The organism is Paraburkholderia solisilvae, from assembly GCF_902859875.1.
In the GTDB taxonomy this organism is placed as follows: Bacteria; Pseudomonadota; Gammaproteobacteria; order Burkholderiales; family Burkholderiaceae; genus Paraburkholderia; species Paraburkholderia solisilvae.
The window spans coordinates 86,864-103,224 of record NZ_CADIKF010000005.1; the positions used below are offsets into that span (position 1 = coordinate 86,864).

The window sequence follows — 16,361 nt, forward strand, 5'->3', positions numbered from 1 at the left end:
TTGTCATGGCGTGCACCCGTCGCGAATGCGCAGTCGAAGCCATTGTTCCTGGCAGCCGTGTCGAAGATGGGCGACGACCGGGCGGCGCCTACGTGCCGTCGGTACCGTTCTCCTTGCGCGAACGCCGTGTGTCGCGTGCAACTGGCGCTTCGCAGTGTGCACGCTCGGCCTGCTCGAGCCGGCGGGCCGCTTCGAATACGTCGTTGCGAAACTGGACGAGCCCCGTTCGCGCAATGTCCGGTGGCTGCAATGCGGACCACAGCACATCGATTAACCGGTCCGCCGTGGCGTCGATATCGGTGCGGCGGTTCACGAGGGTCGCTTCCCACAGCACATGCTCCATCGGTCCGAACACCAGCGAGCGCAACAGCCGCAGCGGCATGTCCGCACGCACCTGCCCGGTGGCCTGGCCTTGCGCAAGCACACGCATCAGCGGCGCGGTATAGCGACGGTGCAGGCCGGTGAGCGCCTCGCTCAACTCGTGCTGCTGCGTTCGTCCTTCGGATAGCACGAGCGAGCACAGCCCGGTGCCGTTGACGAGCATCAGCCGCAAATGGGTGCGAACGATAAACGCGAACTGCTGGCGCACGCCGCTGTCGCGCGGCAGCCCCGCCTCGATCGCTTCGATGATTTCGTCGTACCAATCGCCGATGACGCGCGCGCACAACTCGCGCTTGCCACGGAAATAGCTGAATACGGTGGCCTCGGAAATACCGAGCCGATGCGCAATTTCCGCGGTGGTCGCTCGCTCGTATCCTTTTTCGGAGAACACGTCGCGGCCGGCTTCGAGAATTTCCTTCACACGCTGCTGCGACTTGCGTCCGGCCGGCTGCCGGCGCGAGGCCGGCGTCTCGTCCCTTGTTACGCGCATCATATGAGCCCAATTCAGATTCAGTGCCGGATGGGTCCGGCACGCTTCGATACTAGCATGGCACGTAAGGTTCCAGTACGTGTCCTGTTTTATGAGCTTCGCTCAGAAATACCTATTGACGCTTACGTAAATCTGGCGTGAAATGCGTAATGTCATGGCGTCCGGAACGGTACATCGTTCGGGCGGTCGCGGAAAATACTGAGCCTCGCTCAGAAATTGCCGGATGTCGCGCTGCGGCATGCGTGCTGTCCATCCGGCAGGTTATTTGGGAGCTACGAATGAGCACTGTGCCCGGCCTGCATTTCCCGCTCGGTGAAGAGATCGAAATGCTGCGTGACAGCATCGCGGGGTTCGCCGCGAAAGAGATCGCCCCGCGTGCCGCCGAGATCGACCGTACCGATCAGTTTCCGATGGACCTGTGGCGCAAGTTCGGCGACCTCGGCGTGCACGGCATGACGGTGTCCGAAGAGTACGGCGGCGCAAACATGGGCTATACGGCGCACATGGTGGCGATGGAAGAAATCTCGCGCGCGTCGGCGTCGGTCGGCCTGTCCTACGGCGCGCATTCGAATCTGTGCGTGAACCAGATCCATCGCAACGGCACCGACGTGCAGAAGCGCAAGTATTTGCCGAAGCTGGTATCGGGAGAACACGTCGGGGCGCTCGCCATGAGTGAGCCGAATGCGGGCTCGGATGTCGTTAGCATGAAATTGCGCGCGGACAAAAAGGGCGACCATTACGTTCTGAACGGTACCAAGATGTGGATTACCAACGGTCCCGATTGCGATACCTTGGTCGTCTATGCGAAGACGGACATCGAAGCGGGCGCGCGCGGCATTACCGCGTTTATCGTCGAGAAAGATGCGCGGGGTTTTTCTGTCGCGCAGAAACTCGACAAGCTCGGAATGCGCGGGTCTCATACCGGCGAACTGGTGTTCGACAATGTCGAGGTGCCGGAAGAAAACGTGCTCGGCGAAGTGAATGGCGGCGTCAAGGTGTTGATGAGCGGGCTCGATTACGAGCGCGCGGTGCTGGCGGGCGGCCCGACCGGCATCATGGCCGCGGTGATGGACGCGGTCGTGCCATATATTCACGACCGCAAGCAGTTCGGTCAATCGATCGGCGAATTCCAGCTGATCCAGGGCAAGGTCGCCGATCTTTACACGACATTCCAGGCTTGCCGTGCGTATCTTTACGCCGTGGGCCGCAATCTCGACTCGCTGGGTCAGGGCCATATACGCCAGGTGCGCAAGGACTGCGCCGGTGTCATTCTCTATACCGCCGAGAAGGCCACCTGGATGGCGGGCGAAGCGATCCAGATTCTCGGCGGCAACGGCTACATCAACGAATATCCGGTCGGCCGCTTATGGCGCGATGCGAAGCTGTACGAGATCGGCGCGGGCACGAGCGAGATCCGCCGCATGCTGATCGGCCGCGAGCTGTTCGCGGAGACGATGTAATCGTACGCACGCGAAGCATCGCAGCGCCGAAGTGCCGGTCCGCTGCGCACAAGAGCACGAGGAGAGGCACGCAATGCCGGTCATCGAAACGAAGTTGAATCCGCGCTCCGACGATTTCCGCGCGAATGCGGCTGCGCTCGAAGCGCTCGTCGCGCAGCTGCGCGAGCGCATCGGCAAGCTCGCGCTCGGCGGCGGCGAAGCCGCGCGCGACAAACATGTGTCGCGCGGCAAGCTGCTGCCCCGCGAGCGCGTCGCGCAGTTGCTCGACCCGGGTACGCCATTTCTCGAGCTGTCGCAGCTCGCCGCGTTCGGCATGTATAACGACGACGCACCCGGAGCCGGCGTGATCACCGGCATCGGACGGGTCGCCGGGCAGGAATGCGTGATCGTTTGCAACGATGCGACCGTGAAGGGCGGCACCTACTATCCGATGACGGTCAAGAAGCATGTGCGCGCGCAGGAGATCGCGGCTGAGAACCATTTGCCGTGCGTGTATCTCGTCGATTCCGGCGGCGCGAATCTGCCGAATCAGGACGAGGTGTTTCCCGATCGCGATCACTTCGGCCGGATTTTCTATAACCAGGCGAACCTGTCCGCGGCGGGCATTCCGCAGATCGCAGTCGTGATGGGGTCGTGCACGGCGGGCGGCGCGTATGTGCCGGCGATGAGCGACGAGTCGATCATCGTAAAGAACCAGGGCACGATTTTTCTCGGCGGCCCGCCGCTCGTGAAGGCGGCGACCGGCGAGGAGGTGAGCGCGGAAGATCTCGGCGGCGGCGACGTGCATACGCGGCTATCGGGCGTCGCCGACCACCTTGCGCAAAACGACGCGCATGCGCTGGCGATTGCGCGCAGCATCGTCGCGAATCTGAACCGGCGCAAGGACGCGCCACTTGCGCTGCAGGCGCCGAAGCCGCCGCGCTACGAAGCGGCCAGCATATACGGCGTGATTCCAGTCGATACGCGCAAGCCGTTCGATATCCGCGAAGTGATCGCGCGTATCGTCGACGATTCCGCATTCGACGAGTTCAAGGCCCGCTACGGCACGACCCTCGTCACGGGGTTTGCGCATATCTGGGGTCATCCGGTCGGCATCGTGGCGAACAACGGCATTCTGTTTTCCGAGTCGGCATTGAAGGGCGCGCATTTCATCGAACTGTGCTGCCAGCGCAAGATTCCGCTCGTGTTTCTGCAGAACATCACGGGCTTTATGGTCGGGCGTAAATACGAGAACGAAGGCATTGCGCGCAACGGCGCGAAGATGGTGACTGCGGTCGCCACCGCGAAGGTGCCGAAATTCACCGTGATCATCGGCGGCTCGTTCGGCGCGGGGAACTATGGAATGTGCGGCCGCGCGTATTCGCCGCGCTTTCTATGGATGTGGCCGAACGCGCGGATTTCGGTGATGGGCGGTGAGCAGGCGGCGTCGGTGCTCGCAACGATAAAGCGCGACGGCATCGAAGCGAAGGGCGGCGCGTGGAGCGCCGACGAAGAAGAGGCGTTCAAGCAACCGATCCGCGAGCAATACGAGCGTGAGGGGAACCCATACTATGCCAGTGCGCGGCTATGGGACGACGGCGTGATCGATCCGGCGCAAACGCGCGACGTGCTCGGCCTCGGTTTGTCGGCCGCGATGAATGCACCGATCGAAGACACGCGTTTCGGCGTATTCAGAATGTGATGCGCAGGATGCTGAGCTGAATGCAATGCGCAAAACGCAATACCCGGAATGCGACGTGCAGGAAGTGATAAGGCCCGCGCAAGGAGTGTCGAATCATGAATGAACGGAAGCACGAGACGCTGATCGTCGAATTCGCGCACCGGGTCGCGACGGTCACGCTGAATCGTCCGGAGGTGCGCAATGCGTTCAACGAAACGATGATCGCCGAGCTTACGGCGGTGTTTCGCGACCTGAGTGCGCGCGACGACGTGCGCTCGGTGGTGCTGGGTGCGAACGGCAAGGCGTTTTGCGCGGGTGCGGACCTGAACTGGATGAAAAAGATGGCCGGCTACTCGGAGGACGAGAACCGTGCCGACGCGTTGCGTCTTGCCGATATGCTGTGGTCGATTTACCACTGCGGCAAGCCGGTGATTGCGCGCGTGAACGGCGACGCGTACGCGGGTGGCATGGGCCTGATCGCGGCGTGCGACATCGTGATCGCGGTGGACACCGCGCACTTCTGTCTGTCCGAAGCGCGCCTCGGCCTGATTCCCGCAACGATTGCGCCGTATGTGATTCGCGCGCTCGGCGAACGCGCGTCGCGCCGCTACTTCACGACCGCGGAGCAGTTCGATTGCACGACCGCGCTGCGTCTGGGCTTTGTCAGCGAAGCCGTGAGCGAGGACCGGCTTGACGACGCCGTGCAGCAACTCGCCGCGATTCTGTGCTCGAACGGGCCGCTGGCGGTGAGCGCATCGAAGCAGTTGGTGCACGACATCGCGGGCCGCGACCTCGACCGGGCATTGCTCGAAGAGACGGCCGCGCGCATCGCGCGGGTGCGCGCCAGCGTCGAAGGCCGCGAAGGCATTGCGTCGTTCCTCGAGAAGCGCGCGCCATCGTGGCGCAACTGACATGCGCTGACTGACGAACGAACCCGCGCAAACGCATCCGCAACGCAAGCAAACCCGCAACGCACGCGAACCAAGCGAACCCATCCGACCACGGCGCCAAGGCAAACATATGTTCAACAAGATCCTGATCGCGAACCGTGGCGAAATTGCGTGCCGCGTTGCGGCCACATGCAAGCGGCTTGGCATCGCGAGCGTGGCGGTCTATTCCGATGCGGACGCCAAGGCGAAGCATGTGGCGGCTTGCGACGAGGCCGTGCATATCGGCGGCCCGGCGGCGGCGGAAAGCTACTTGCGCATCGAACGGATCATCGAGGCGGCGCGTGCGAGCGGCGCGCAGGCGGTGCATCCGGGCTACGGCTTTCTATCCGAGAACGAAGATTTCGCGGAGGCTTGCAAGGCGGCCGGCCTTGTTTTCATCGGGCCGCCGGTCGAGGCGATTGCCGCGATGGGCTCGAAAGCAGCCGCAAAGGCGCTGATGCACGCGGCAGCGGTGCCGCTCGTGCCCGGTTATCACGGCGACGATCAAAGCCCCGACCTGCTGCGTCGCGAAGCGGATGCGATCGGTTATCCGGTGTTGTTGAAGGCGAGCGCGGGCGGCGGCGGCAAGGGTATGCGCGTGGTCGAGCGCGGCGAAGACTTCGCGGCGGCGCTCGCGTCGTGCAAGCGCGAAGCGGCGAGCAGCTTCGGCAACGATCGCGTGCTGATCGAAAAGTATCTGACGCGGCCTCGCCACGTCGAAGTGCAGGTGTTCGCCGATACGCACGGCACAGCGGTATATCTGTTCGACCGCGATTGCTCGGTGCAGCGGCGCCATCAGAAAGTGCTCGAAGAAGCGCCCGCGCCCGGGCTGTCCGACGCATTGCGCCGCGCGATGGGCGAAGCGGCGGTCGCAGCGGCGCGCGCGGTCGATTATGTCGGCGCCGGCACAGTCGAATTCATCATGACCGGCGACGACTTCTATTTCATGGAGATGAACACGCGGCTGCAGGTCGAGCATCCGGTTACCGAAATGGTGACCGGACACGATCTCGTCGAATGGCAGTTGCGCGTGGCGGCCGGCGAACCGCTGCCGTGCACGCAGCAGCAATTGCAGTTGACCGGGCACGCAATCGAAGCGCGTCTCTATGCGGAGCATCCGGCGCGCGGCTTTCTGCCGTCGACAGGCACGCTCAAGCATGTGCGGATGCCCGACGGCGTCGAGTTCGTGACGAGTGCACACGCCGGCGGCCCGCGCGCGCCGGTGCGTATCGACAGCGGCGTGCGCGAGGGCGACACGATCACGCCGTTCTACGATCCGATGATCGCGAAGCTGATCGCATACGGCGCCTCTCGCACGGACGCGTTGCAGCGGATGAGCCGCGCACTGCAGGCATGCGAAGTGGTCGGGCCGCATACGAATGTGGAATTTCTGCGGCGCATCGTCGCGAGCGAAGCGTTCGCAAGCGGCGATCTGGACACCGGGTTGATCGAGCGGCATCGCGACGCGCTGTTCGCGCCGTCGCACAAGCCGCTCGATGCTGCGCTCGCGCTCGCCTGCGCGGCGTTACTGGAGCGCGAGGGCAACGGTGAGGGCAGTGCGGCGGCGCGCGCTTCGTCGCCATGGGACGCGCTCGCGCACTGGCGCCTGAATGGCGACTATCGACGCACGTTCAACTGGAATGACGTCGAAAGCGATGTGCAGCTTGCTGTCACTTTTGTTCGCGACCGGGACGTACAGGAACTGGAGTATGCGGACCGCCGCGCGCCTTTCGCATGGTGGGCCAGCGGCGCGCCGCACGAATACGGCGCCACGCTTGGCCATACCCGCGTAACAGGCCGCGTGTTTATCGACGGCGACACGTTTCACGTTTTTTGCCGTGGCGAAGCGTTCGCGTTCGAATGGCAGAACCTGCTGGCGCACGCGGCGGATGCCGAGCACGGCGAAGGCCGGCTGACCGCGCCGATGCCGGGCAAGGTGATCGCGGTGCTGGTGGCGTCGGGCACGAAGGTCGAAAAGGGCACGCCGCTGATCGTGATGGAAGCGATGAAGATGGAGCATACGATCGGCGCGCCGGCTGCGGGCACAGTCGCGGAGGTGCTGTATGAGGTCGGCGACCAGGTGGCGGACGGCGCGCAATTGCTGGTGCTGGAAAGCGAATGATGAAACGCGGCCGGCGCGCGCAACGCGCGAGCCGGCGCTGTCGCGATCACGCAAGCTGCGGATAGCCGAGTTCGACCGCCTCGTTTTCCAGTAGCGTGATGCGCGAATAGTCGTCCATCGACAACACGTCGACACCCTTCAATCGTAAGCGCCGGGCACGCTCCGGCTGCGCAGCGATCGCTTCGCGCAGCGCGCGTCGCAACGCCTCGATCCGATCGGCCGGCACGCGCTTCGAAGCGATCAACGGCAAGCCGGGCGACATGCTGGTCCAGCCGATTGTTTTCACTGCCTGCGCGAGTGCCGGCCGTTCGTCTCGCACCAACGCGAAGGTGACGCAGTCGATGGCAGCGACGTCCGCGCGGCGTTCGGCGAGCGCCTGCAATGACGCAAGATGCGAACCTGTTTGCACGGCCGAACCGAAGAACCGGCCGCCGTGAGCAAGCGGGGCGACCGCATGCCGCAACGCATTGAAGCCGCTGTGCGAGTCGAGCTGATTGAATGCGGCACGCGTGCCGCGGCAGCTTTCCAAGGTTGAAAAGGGTGCGTCCGCATGCGTGACGATCGCGCTCGCATAGTTCGGACCATCGCAGCCTGGCGCATCGAAGCACGGCGTCGCGACCAGCTGCACCGCATCGCTCAAGCCATGCGTGAGCGGATAGCCGCAGGTTTGCGACAGCAGCAGATCGTCGCGGCGCCACAGCGCGGTGAGCTCATCGCGCACATTGACGACCTGTGCCGCCGTTCCGGCCGCCACAAGTACATCCGCAAGCCAATCACGCCAGCACGCTTCGAGCGATGGCGTGACGTTGTACATCGGCAGCGCGGCAACCCATTGAGTAGCATTCATGCGGCCGATTCTGGCACATCGGCCGACCTGACGCTCAACCTGCGCCTAACCTGCGCACAACCGGCACTCAACCCGGAGCTAGCGCGACACCGACGCGTCACTCGACGTGATTCAGCACATCCAGCGCCGCCTTGCACGCGCCCTGCAGTTGCTCACGCATCAAATCCTGCACGCGCGGATCATGGTTCACGATCGCATCGCGAATCCGCACTGACTGTTCGAAAGACGCGCGCATCCGTCCGCCGCGCGCCATCGCGATGCGCCGCACGCGCCGCACCGGGCCGATCAGCGCGGCGTGGCTCTCCTGCAGCGTGCGGTTGTCGGCGATCGTCATCACGACCGTATAGAAGCGGTCGAGCGCGTCGACATAGCTTGCGGGATCGTTGGCGGCGACGGCCACCTCCATCACGCTGACCACGTCATCCAGTTGCGCGCGCCCGAGCGCGGCGATGCGGTCCGCGGCGAGCTGCACCGCGAGGCATTCGAGCGCCGCGCGCACCGTATAGATTTCTTCGACGTCACGCACGCTGACCGAGCGCACGAATGCGCCGATTCGCGGCAACACCGTGACGAGCCCTTCGCGTTCGAGCTGCGCGAACGCTTCGCGCATCGGTGTGCGGCTCACATTCAGCTGCCTCGCGACCTGCACCTCGGACAGCCGGCTGCCGGGCGCGAGCACGCCTTCGACGATCGCTTCGCGCAGCGCGGGCACGACCACGCCTTCGCTCAATGAATCGCTGGCCGCGTGAATGGTGCGCATGCGCGCGTGGTACTTGCGGCCGATCGTATCGAGCGGCGGCGCCAGCGGTATGTCCTGACGCTGGCTTTTTTCAGCCTTTTTTGCGGTTCGCAAATCGGAGCTCCCTTCTCCCGGTTACGGTGGCGACGCGTGGCGGCGCGCTTGCCATCCGTTCCCCGCCATCAGTCAACCTGCCGTAAAAACGTCGCATCCGGCATGCCGGTCGACGCGATGCGGTTGACACTGCGGCAGTGATTGAATACGCTGTATACAGATTATACAACATCGGAGAACCCGTGGATCACGTCTCTTTGCCTCAGCCGGTATCGATCGAAAAGGCCGGTGCGGTGCTCACGTTCACGCTCAACAATCCGGATGCCGGCAACGAAATCACCGGGCCGATGTTCGACGCGATGATTGCCGCATTACGCAGCGAAGCGATTGAGCCGAGCGCGCGCGTGCTGCGCCTGCGCGCCACCGGCAACGCGTTCTGCACGGGCCGCGAGCGCGCGGGCCGCGACGCCGTGTCGATACATGCGGAGGTCGAGCGGCTGATCGAATTGAAACGGCTGTTGCGCGGCACCTCGCTGATCAGTGTCGCCGAAGTGCAAGGCGATGCGTTGGGCTTCGGCTTCGGTCTCGCCATCCTGTGCGACTTCGCGATCGTGTCGAGCGATGCGCGCCTCGCCTTCCCCGAAATGAAAGCGGGCTTGCCGCCCGCGGCGATCATGGCGTACCTCGGCCGCTATGCGTTGCCCAAGCGCGTGTTTCCGCTGGTGCTGTTCGGCGACCCGATCGCGCCCGCTGCCGCGCTCGACGCGGGCCTGATCACACAGGTGGCCGCGCCCGGCGAACTGGGCGGCGCCACCGCTGCGCTGATCGAACGCATCCTCGCGCTCGACGAAGCCGGGGCGCGGCAATGCAAGGCGTTCTTCCAGGCAACTGAAGAGAATGCGCTGGAACAGAACTTCCGCTTTGCGACTGAAACGCTGACGGTGACGAGCCTGCGGCTGATGCAGAACCGCTGATACAAAGCCGCTGAAGCAAAGCCGCAGAACTGAGCCGCAGAACTGAGCCGCGGACCCAGGCCGCAACGAACGACGCAGCGACCGAACGATCCGACGACGCAACGAACGACGTATCAAACGACGCAACCGACGCAACCGCGGCCACTCGCCCGCGCCGCGCAAAACAAGAACTGACCGGAAACGGGCTGGAGACGTAAGACATGAACGTGAACGCAGGTGCAAGACTCGACCGGCTGCCGATGTCTGCATTTCATCGCCGGATCATGTGGCTGATCGGCATCGGCATGTTTTTCGACGGCTTCGACATCTATGTCGCGTCGACGGTGCTCGGCGCGACGCTGAAGTCAGGTTTCTCGACGCTCCCGCAGACCGCGCTGTTCGTGTCGCTGACGTTCGTCGGCATGATGCTCGGCTCGCTCGTCACCGGCTTTCTCGGCGACCGCTTCGGCCGCCGTTTCACCTATCAGGTGAATCTCGCGATCTTCGGCATCGCGTCGCTCGGCGCCGCGATTTCGCCGACCATGAACGTACTGATCGCGTGCCGCTTCCTGATGGGGGTCGGACTCGGCGCGGAGAACGTGGTCGGTTATTCGACGCTCGCGGAGTTCGTGCCGCCGCGCAAGCGCGGCCGGCTGCAGGGCCTGATGGCGGTGTTCGTCGTGACCGGCCTGCCGGTCGCGGGGCTGATCGGGCTGCTCGTGATACCCGCGTTCGGCTGGCGCGCGATGTTCGTGCTGGGCGGCATCGGCGCGCTCGGCGTCTGGTACGCGCGCAAGTCGCTGCCGGAGTCGCCGCGCTGGCTCGAGGCCGCGGGCCGCGAGAAGGAAGCGGAAGCGATCCTGCAGCGCATCGAGCGGGAAGTCGCAAACGAACAGGGCAAACCGTTGCCGCAACCGGCGCTCGCAACCGCGAGGCCGGCGCGCCCGCAGTCGCTTGGCGTCGGTTCGCTATTCGTCGGCACGATGTTGCAGCGAATGATTGTCGGCTGTGTGTGTCTGATCGTAATCAACACGCTGCTATACGGCTTCGTCACGTGGCTGCCGACGTTCTTCGTACACCAGGGTTTCAGTATCGCGAAGTCGTTCGGCTATGCGCTCGTGATGTCGATCGGCGCGCCGGTCGGCTCGGCAATCGGCGCATTCACCGCTGATTCATGGGGGCGCAAGAAGACCATCATCGGCGCGTCGCTGCTCGCGATCGTGTTCGGCGCGATGTATCCGTTCGTCAGCAATCCGCTGCTGCTGCCGGTGGTCGGCTTCCTGCTGACCGTGCCGATTTACGTGCTGGTCGCGTTGCTGTTCGCGGTCTATGTGCCCGAACTGTTTCCGACGGAAGTGCGCCTGCGCGCATCCGGCATCTGTAATACGCTGGGGCGTGGGGCAACCATCGTGACGCCGTTTATCGTCGTTGCGCTGTTTGCCCAGCATGGCGTCGTCGGTGTGCTCGCGCTGATGATCGGCCTGCTCGCCATTCAGATTGTCGTAGTCGCATGGCTGGGCGTCGAACCGACCGGCCAGCGTCTCGAAGACCTCCAACCCGGCGACGCGCCCGCACACGATGGCGTGAACGCCGCCGCCCGGGTGTCGCCGCTCAAGTCACGCTGATGGGAAACCGCAAGGAAACCGGAAAGGAAATCGCAATGGATGCAGTCAACAAGCAGCACCTCGAAGCCCAGTTATTGATCGACGGCGAATGGACCGGCGCTGAAAGCGGACGCACGATGGACGTCGTGAATCCGGCAACCGGCGCGGTGATCGGCAGTCTCGCGGCCGCTTCGGAAGCGGACGTCGATCGCGCGGTGCGCGCCGGCCACGCGGCGTTCGAGCGCGGCGAATGGCGCGATATGCCGATCCAGCAGCGCGCGCGCCTGCTGAATCGCTTCGCCGATCTGTTCGAAGCGGATCTCGAGAACTTCTACAAGCTCGAAACGCTGAACAACGGACGGCCGATCTCCGAGACGCGCGCGCAGATTTCACGTTTGCCGCAGTTCTACCGCTACTTCGCCGCGCTTGCGCTGACGCGTCGCAGCGACGTGATTCCGATCGAGGGTCCGTACCTGTGCTACACGCAGCGCGTGCCGCTCGGCGTCGTCGCGTTGATGACGTCGTTCAACCATCCGCTGATGATCCTGTCGAAGAGCCTCGCGCCGGCGCTCGCAACCGGCAACAGCGTCGTGATCAAGGCGTCCGAGCAGACGCCGCTCACGACGGTGCGTCTCGTACGTCTGCTCGAAGAAGCGGGCGTGCCGAAGGGCGTGGTCAATGTCGTGAACGGCGAAGGCCGGGTATGCGGCGCGGCGCTCGCGAAGCACGAACTGATTCGCAAGGTGGTGTTCACCGGCGGCACTGAAGTGGGCCGCTCGATCGGCGAAGCGGCGGCGCGCACGTTCGCGTTGACGACGCTCGAGCTCGGCGGCAAGGGCGCGGTGATCATGTTCGACGATATGGACCTCGAGCGCGCAGTCAACGGCGCCGCGTTCGCGTCATTCATCGGCGCGGGACAGACGTGCGTATGCGGCTCGCGCATTCTGGTTCACGAAACGATCTACAAGGCGTTCCTCGAACGCTTCCGCACCAAGGCGGCGGGCATTCGCATCGGCAACCCGGAAGACCCGAAGACGCAACTCGGCCCGGTGATCTCGGACCGTTCGCGGCAACGCATTCTCGGCATGCTCGCGCGCGCGGAGCAGGACGGCGCGAAACTGCTGACCGGCGGCAAGATTCCGTCGCATCTGTCGCAAGGCTTCTATCTGGAACCGACAGTGCTGTACGACGTCGACCCGCAGTGCGAGATCGGCCAGGACGAAGTATTCGGCCCGGTGACGGTCGTGATGCCGTTCAAGGACGAAGCGGACGCGATCCGCATCGCCAACGACTCGCAGTTCGGCCTCGCCGCATCGATATGGACGAACGATGTCGCGCGGGCGCATCGCGTGGCGAGCAAGCTCGAGTTCGGCATGGTGTGGGTGAACGACCATCACCGGCTGGACCCGGCATCGCCGTGGGGCGGCTTCAAGAACAGCGGCGTCGGTCGCGAAACCGGTATCGAGTCGTTCGACCAGTTCAGCGAACCGCGCGCGGTGACGATCAATACGACCGGCAAGACAGTCGACTGGTATGCGGATGACGGTCAGTTGAAGCGTCTGAACTGAAGCCGTTGCTGCATGCGAAGCAGCCGTAGCGGAAGCTTCCGTTGCAATGACCGGCGCCGGCTCAAAGCGGCGCCGGTTTTCATATCGGCGTTCATATTGGCGTGCAACGGATGCGCCACCGGCGTCACCGCATACGACGTCAACCAGTTGCGGTATCCGTTGACGAGAAATCCGCCATTGCGCAGCAGGTAGTCCGCGCGGCGCTCGCGATACACGCCGCGCAGCGCGAACCACGGCAATGCGGGCAAATCGTGGTGCACCACGTGGTAATTGTTGTTCAGAAACAGTAGACGCCAGAACCATGCGGCTTCGTTGATCACCGAGCGGTGTTCGTGCGCGTGAGCGACACGATGCTCGTGAAACGAGCGAATCGAATTCAGCGCCAGCGCCGGATAGCCCACGCCGATGATAAACAGCCACGGTGGAATGCCGCAATGGCGCGCGAGCCACAGCGTCAACGCGACCAGCGCCGCGCCATGAGCGAGCCACGCCGGCACGTCGCTGAAATCGTGCCGCGCGAGCTTGCGCCATGCATCGCTGACCGTTGCGGCGAGCGAGAACGCCGGGCCGAGCAGCAGGCGGCCGACAAACGTGTTGCGCGCCGTGAGCAACGCGCGCAGAACGGGGCCTGCGCGATGCCATGCGGCATGGCTGACAAAATAGCTTTCCGGATCCTGTTCCGGATGCGTCAGATGCGCATTGTCGTGATGCCGCAAATGCAGGTCGCGATACACGCGATACGGAAACCACACCGCGAGCGGCAGAAAACCGATCAGCGCATTGACGAAGGGCGAACGCGTCGGATGCCCATGCAGCAATTCGTGCTGCAGCGACAGATACCATGCGCCGAACAGCGCGAGCAGCGCGAGCGTCGCCGGCAGACCGAGCGCGTGAGCGTGCGTCGCGGCGCCGAACCATCCGCTGTAAATCGCGACGATCACGAGCCATGTCGGCCATTCGCTGCGCCAGGTCCAACTGGCGCGGCGGCGTAACAGCATGCGACGCTGAGCGTCGTCGAGATAGAAGGCCATCGGCGGCACCGGTCGTCGTTCGATCATTTTCAAGGCGTTCGGGTGGGAGGCGCCCGAACGCCGATTGAAAGCGATGCTACCGGCTGGCCGCGCGCGACAAAACCAATTTGTCACGCAAAGCTTCGCTGAAAAAACGCTTAGCGAAGCGATGCGATGCGAAGCGTGTGCCGGGTACACGTACAGGACGCGCACCGCATACGGCGCGCACCCACACGGCACCCGGTTATTTAACCGTGCTTCGCGATCTTGCACGCGTGATCGAGCAACGGCTCGGCGGTGCCGCTGCCATCCTCGATATTCAGCGCGCTATTGACGATCAGCCAGCCGTCCCTGGTGGTCGGCCCCGCGCTCGTCACAAAAATGGTCTGCTCGGCCATCTGATCCGAACCCGGGCGATCGCGCGCCACGACCCGGAACGGATTGTTCTGCGCCATCAGGTTCGTCACCCGCATCACGCGATAGTGCTGCTTGTCGAGCGTGACCGGCCGCCACCTGTCGAGTACCTGATCGCGATATGGCGCGAGCGCGGCAACGACATCCTCCCGCATGCAATCGATGTGAATGTGCAACTGGTTCTGCGATCGCCGGAACTGCGAGTTGATCTCGAGCCCGATCTGGTTATCCGGCAACTGGACCTTCGCCCGCTCGTCGACGTAGTGCCGCGAATCCCACGCATCGACCCAGTAATCCGGCGCATCCGGCGCGAGAATCAGCGGGCTTTCGATGCCGGTCACGCGATCGGTCGGAATCAGCAGGAATTGCGTGTCGCCTACGATATCCTTCAGGATCGCGTAGCGTTTCGTCAGGTTGACGTCGGTGCAGACGCCGGGTTTGCCGTTGGCCTGTTCGGCCGGCACACATTGTTCATGAACGATTTTCCATAACGCATCGGGGTTGCTGGCCGCCAGCGTCGCACAGCCGCCTGCGAACACGGCCAGCGAAAAGACGAGGGTTTTTCGCAAAAACTGAAGCATCGGGAAGACTCATCGGTAGTTAGATAATGGGTGGCGCGAGCGCGCCGAGAATCTGTTCACATGCGCTGCCGATCGCAAGCAGACGCCGGTCGCTGCCAACGGGCCCGTCGAGCTCGATACCGACCGGCAGGCCATCCGCGGTACGGCCTGCCGGCAGCGACAGGCCGGGCAGCCCGGCGCTGGCCGCCGGCTCGGTGTTGCGCAGGTAGGCGGTCATCGTGTCGCGCGCCGTGCCGTTGACCGACACCATCGACGAGCCGCGAATCTCATCGAGCGGCGCGGCCGCGAGGCAGGTGGTCGGGAACAGCAGCGCGTCCACGCGGTCGGTCGCAAACGTCGATGCGTAAAGCTGCTGCAGCCGTGGCCGCCACGTGGTGAGCGCCGCCTGATAGAGCGGCGCGAACGGGTCGGCGAGAATGGCCGCGAAGACTTTGCGCACATCGGGGCTGGCAATCGACAGTGCGAGTTCCTGCAGCGTCTGCACCGGCGCATCGTTCGCGACGAGCCATGCGCGCATATCGTCGAGCGTTTCGTGCGCGGTGACCGGCGAGGTCTGTTCGATCAACCGCATCAGCTCGGGCATGCCGATCTCGACGAAGCTCACGCCGGCTGCTTCGAGCGCGCGCTGCGCGGTGCGTGCGACCGCTTCCACCGCGGGGTCGAGATCGTCCCACAGCGGCGCGGGCAGGCCGATGCGCAAGCCGGCGAGCGTCACCGCAGGCAGCGCGTCGTCGCCGGTGATCACCGCGTCGAGCAGCGCGGCGTCGGCCACCGTGCGCGTGATCGGGCCGACCGTGTCGCGCGTATGACTCAACGGCAGGACCGCGTCCGGATCGTGATAGCGGCGCTCCGCACCGCCATTGCCGACCGACGGACGAAAGCCGACGCATCCGGTCAGCGCGGCCGGAATGCGGTTCGAGCCGTTCGTATCGGTGCCGAGGCCCGCCGGGGCGATGCGCGCGGCCACCGCGACCGCGTTGCCGCCTGACGAGCCGCCCGGAATCAGGCCGGGGTCGTATGGGTTGCGCACCGGCCCCGCGTGCGCGGCGAGATTGGTGCTGGTGATCCCGCACGCGAGTTCGTGCATATTGGCTTTGCCGAGCAACACCGCGCCCGCGTCGAGCAGCCGCTGCACGGACCGCGCATTGGTCTTCGGCGTGAAGCCGGCGAGCGCGGGCGTGCCGCCGGAGGTCTGGAGCTGCGCGGTATTGATGTTGTCCTTCACGACGATTGGCAACCCCGCGAGCGGCAGGCGCGCCTTCTCATCCGGCGATAGCGCGTCGATACGCTGCGCGGCGGCCAGCGCGCCTTCCATATTCAGCACCGTCAGCGCGTTGAGGCTCGCGAGCGCCGCCGCGCGCGCAAGCAGCGTCGCGACGTAATCGGTCGCGCGCAGCTTGCCCGTCCGGATCGCGGCGACCGCTTCGCTTGCCGTGAGTGCCAGTTGTTCGTCGACGCTCCATGCCATGCAGTGTTCTCTCCCGGTCGGACGCACACAGCCGTGCCCGCGCCCGCACGGTCGAGCCGGGCGCAACGGGCACCGCCAGGG

General features: G+C 64.6%; 13 protein-coding genes. 7 read left to right on the top strand and 6 right to left on the bottom strand.

Annotated features, from left to right (window positions below; all coding sequences use genetic code 11):
• Positions 1-88 precede the first annotated feature (88 nt).
• The gene (locus HV675_RS05185; protein WP_175109717.1) at positions 89-874 is read right to left on the bottom strand and encodes a TetR/AcrR family transcriptional regulator; all 786 of its coding nucleotides are present in this window, start codon (positions 872-874) and stop codon (positions 89-91) included.
• Between the two features lie 275 nt (positions 875-1,149).
• On the opposite strand from HV675_RS05185, the gene HV675_RS05190 reads away from it, so the two are divergent.
• The 4 genes from HV675_RS05190 (at position 1,150) to HV675_RS05205 (ending at position 7,042) form a co-directional block, all read left to right on the top strand.
• Positions 1,150-2,331 (top strand): isovaleryl-CoA dehydrogenase, encoded by a 1,182-nt coding sequence (locus HV675_RS05190; RefSeq protein ID WP_175109718.1) that lies wholly within the window; start codon positions 1,150-1,152, stop codon positions 2,329-2,331.
• Between the two features lie 73 nt (positions 2,332-2,404).
• On the top strand, positions 2,405-4,012 hold the full coding sequence (locus HV675_RS05195; protein ID WP_175109719.1) for a carboxyl transferase domain-containing protein: 1,608 nt from the start codon (positions 2,405-2,407) through the stop codon (positions 4,010-4,012).
• A gap of 95 nt (positions 4,013-4,107) precedes the next feature.
• The gene (locus HV675_RS05200; protein WP_175109720.1) at positions 4,108-4,902 is read left to right on the top strand and encodes an enoyl-CoA hydratase/isomerase family protein; all 795 of its coding nucleotides are present in this window, start codon (positions 4,108-4,110) and stop codon (positions 4,900-4,902) included.
• Positions 4,903-5,011: 109 nt separating this feature from the next.
• On the top strand, positions 5,012-7,042 hold the full coding sequence (locus HV675_RS05205; protein WP_175109721.1) for an acetyl-CoA carboxylase biotin carboxylase subunit: 2,031 nt from the start codon (positions 5,012-5,014) through the stop codon (positions 7,040-7,042).
• A 46-nt stretch (positions 7,043-7,088) separates the two neighbouring features.
• Here the strand turns inward: HV675_RS05205 and HV675_RS05210 are convergent, their stop codons facing one another.
• Together HV675_RS05210 and HV675_RS05215 are read right to left on the bottom strand one after the other, a co-directional pair.
• Positions 7,089-7,889: a phosphate/phosphite/phosphonate ABC transporter substrate-binding protein gene (locus tag HV675_RS05210; RefSeq protein WP_175109722.1), complete on the bottom strand. Its 801-nt coding sequence runs from the start codon at positions 7,887-7,889 to the stop codon at positions 7,089-7,091.
• A gap of 97 nt (positions 7,890-7,986) precedes the next feature.
• Positions 7,987-8,742: a GntR family transcriptional regulator gene (locus HV675_RS05215; protein WP_246270103.1), complete on the bottom strand. Its 756-nt coding sequence runs from the start codon at positions 8,740-8,742 to the stop codon at positions 7,987-7,989.
• 182 nt (positions 8,743-8,924) lie between these two features.
• On the opposite strand from HV675_RS05215, the gene HV675_RS05220 reads away from it, so the two are divergent.
• From HV675_RS05220 to HV675_RS05230, 3 genes are all read left to right on the top strand, one after another.
• A complete protein-coding gene (locus tag HV675_RS05220) occupies positions 8,925-9,656 on the top strand; it encodes an enoyl-CoA hydratase/isomerase family protein (protein ID WP_175109723.1) in 732 nt (243 codons plus the stop codon).
• 200 nt (positions 9,657-9,856) lie between these two features.
• Positions 9,857-11,260 (top strand): MFS transporter, encoded by a 1,404-nt coding sequence (locus tag HV675_RS05225; protein WP_175109724.1) that lies wholly within the window; start codon positions 9,857-9,859, stop codon positions 11,258-11,260.
• Between the two features lie 35 nt (positions 11,261-11,295).
• Entirely contained in the window at positions 11,296-12,807 is a 1,512-nt protein-coding gene (locus HV675_RS05230) for an aldehyde dehydrogenase (RefSeq protein ID WP_175109725.1), read from the top strand.
• Here HV675_RS05230 and HV675_RS05235 read toward each other — a convergent pair.
• The 3 genes from HV675_RS05235 to iaaH all read right to left on the bottom strand — a co-directional run bounded on the left by HV675_RS05235 (position 12,786) and on the right by iaaH (position 16,280).
• The gene (locus HV675_RS05235) at positions 12,786-13,838 is read right to left on the bottom strand and encodes a fatty acid desaturase (protein ID WP_175109794.1); all 1,053 of its coding nucleotides are present in this window, start codon (positions 13,836-13,838) and stop codon (positions 12,786-12,788) included. The two genes, HV675_RS05230 and HV675_RS05235, sit on opposite strands and share 22 nt — an antisense overlap.
• Before the next feature lie 227 nt (positions 13,839-14,065).
• Positions 14,066-14,812, bottom strand: coding sequence for a CDP-diacylglycerol diphosphatase (locus HV675_RS05240; RefSeq protein ID WP_175109726.1), 747 nt, complete (start codon positions 14,810-14,812; stop codon positions 14,066-14,068).
• Positions 14,813-14,831: 19 nt separating this feature from the next.
• Positions 14,832-16,280 carry an indoleacetamide hydrolase gene (gene iaaH, locus HV675_RS05245; protein WP_175109727.1) on the bottom strand — a complete coding sequence of 483 codons (1,449 nt, stop codon included), beginning with the start codon at positions 16,278-16,280 and terminating at the stop codon, positions 14,832-14,834.
• Positions 16,281-16,361: the final 81 nt, after the last annotated feature.

Excerpts from the sequence above, each read along its gene's own strand:
- HV675_RS05185 (WP_175109717.1), bottom strand. The coding sequence starts at position 874 with ATGATGCGCGTAACAAGGGACGAGACGCCGGCCTCGCGCCGGCAGCCG.
- HV675_RS05190 (WP_175109718.1), top strand. The coding sequence starts at position 1,150 with ATGAGCACTGTGCCCGGCCTGCATTTCCCGCTCGGTGAAGAGATCGAA.
- HV675_RS05195 (WP_175109719.1), top strand. The coding sequence starts at position 2,405 with ATGCCGGTCATCGAAACGAAGTTGAATCCGCGCTCCGACGATTTCCGC.
- HV675_RS05200 (WP_175109720.1), top strand. The coding sequence starts at position 4,108 with ATGAATGAACGGAAGCACGAGACGCTGATCGTCGAATTCGCGCACCGG.
- HV675_RS05205 (WP_175109721.1), top strand. The coding sequence starts at position 5,012 with ATGTTCAACAAGATCCTGATCGCGAACCGTGGCGAAATTGCGTGCCGC.
- HV675_RS05210 (WP_175109722.1), bottom strand. The coding sequence starts at position 7,889 with ATGAATGCTACTCAATGGGTTGCCGCGCTGCCGATGTACAACGTCACG.
- HV675_RS05225 (WP_175109724.1), top strand. The coding sequence starts at position 9,857 with ATGAACGTGAACGCAGGTGCAAGACTCGACCGGCTGCCGATGTCTGCA.
- HV675_RS05230 (WP_175109725.1), top strand. The coding sequence starts at position 11,296 with ATGGATGCAGTCAACAAGCAGCACCTCGAAGCCCAGTTATTGATCGAC.
- HV675_RS05235 (WP_175109794.1), bottom strand. The coding sequence starts at position 13,838 with ATGGCCTTCTATCTCGACGACGCTCAGCGTCGCATGCTGTTACGCCGC.
- HV675_RS05240 (WP_175109726.1), bottom strand. The coding sequence starts at position 14,812 with ATGCTTCAGTTTTTGCGAAAAACCCTCGTCTTTTCGCTGGCCGTGTTC.
- iaaH (WP_175109727.1), bottom strand. The coding sequence starts at position 16,280 with ATGGCATGGAGCGTCGACGAACAACTGGCACTCACGGCAAGCGAAGCG.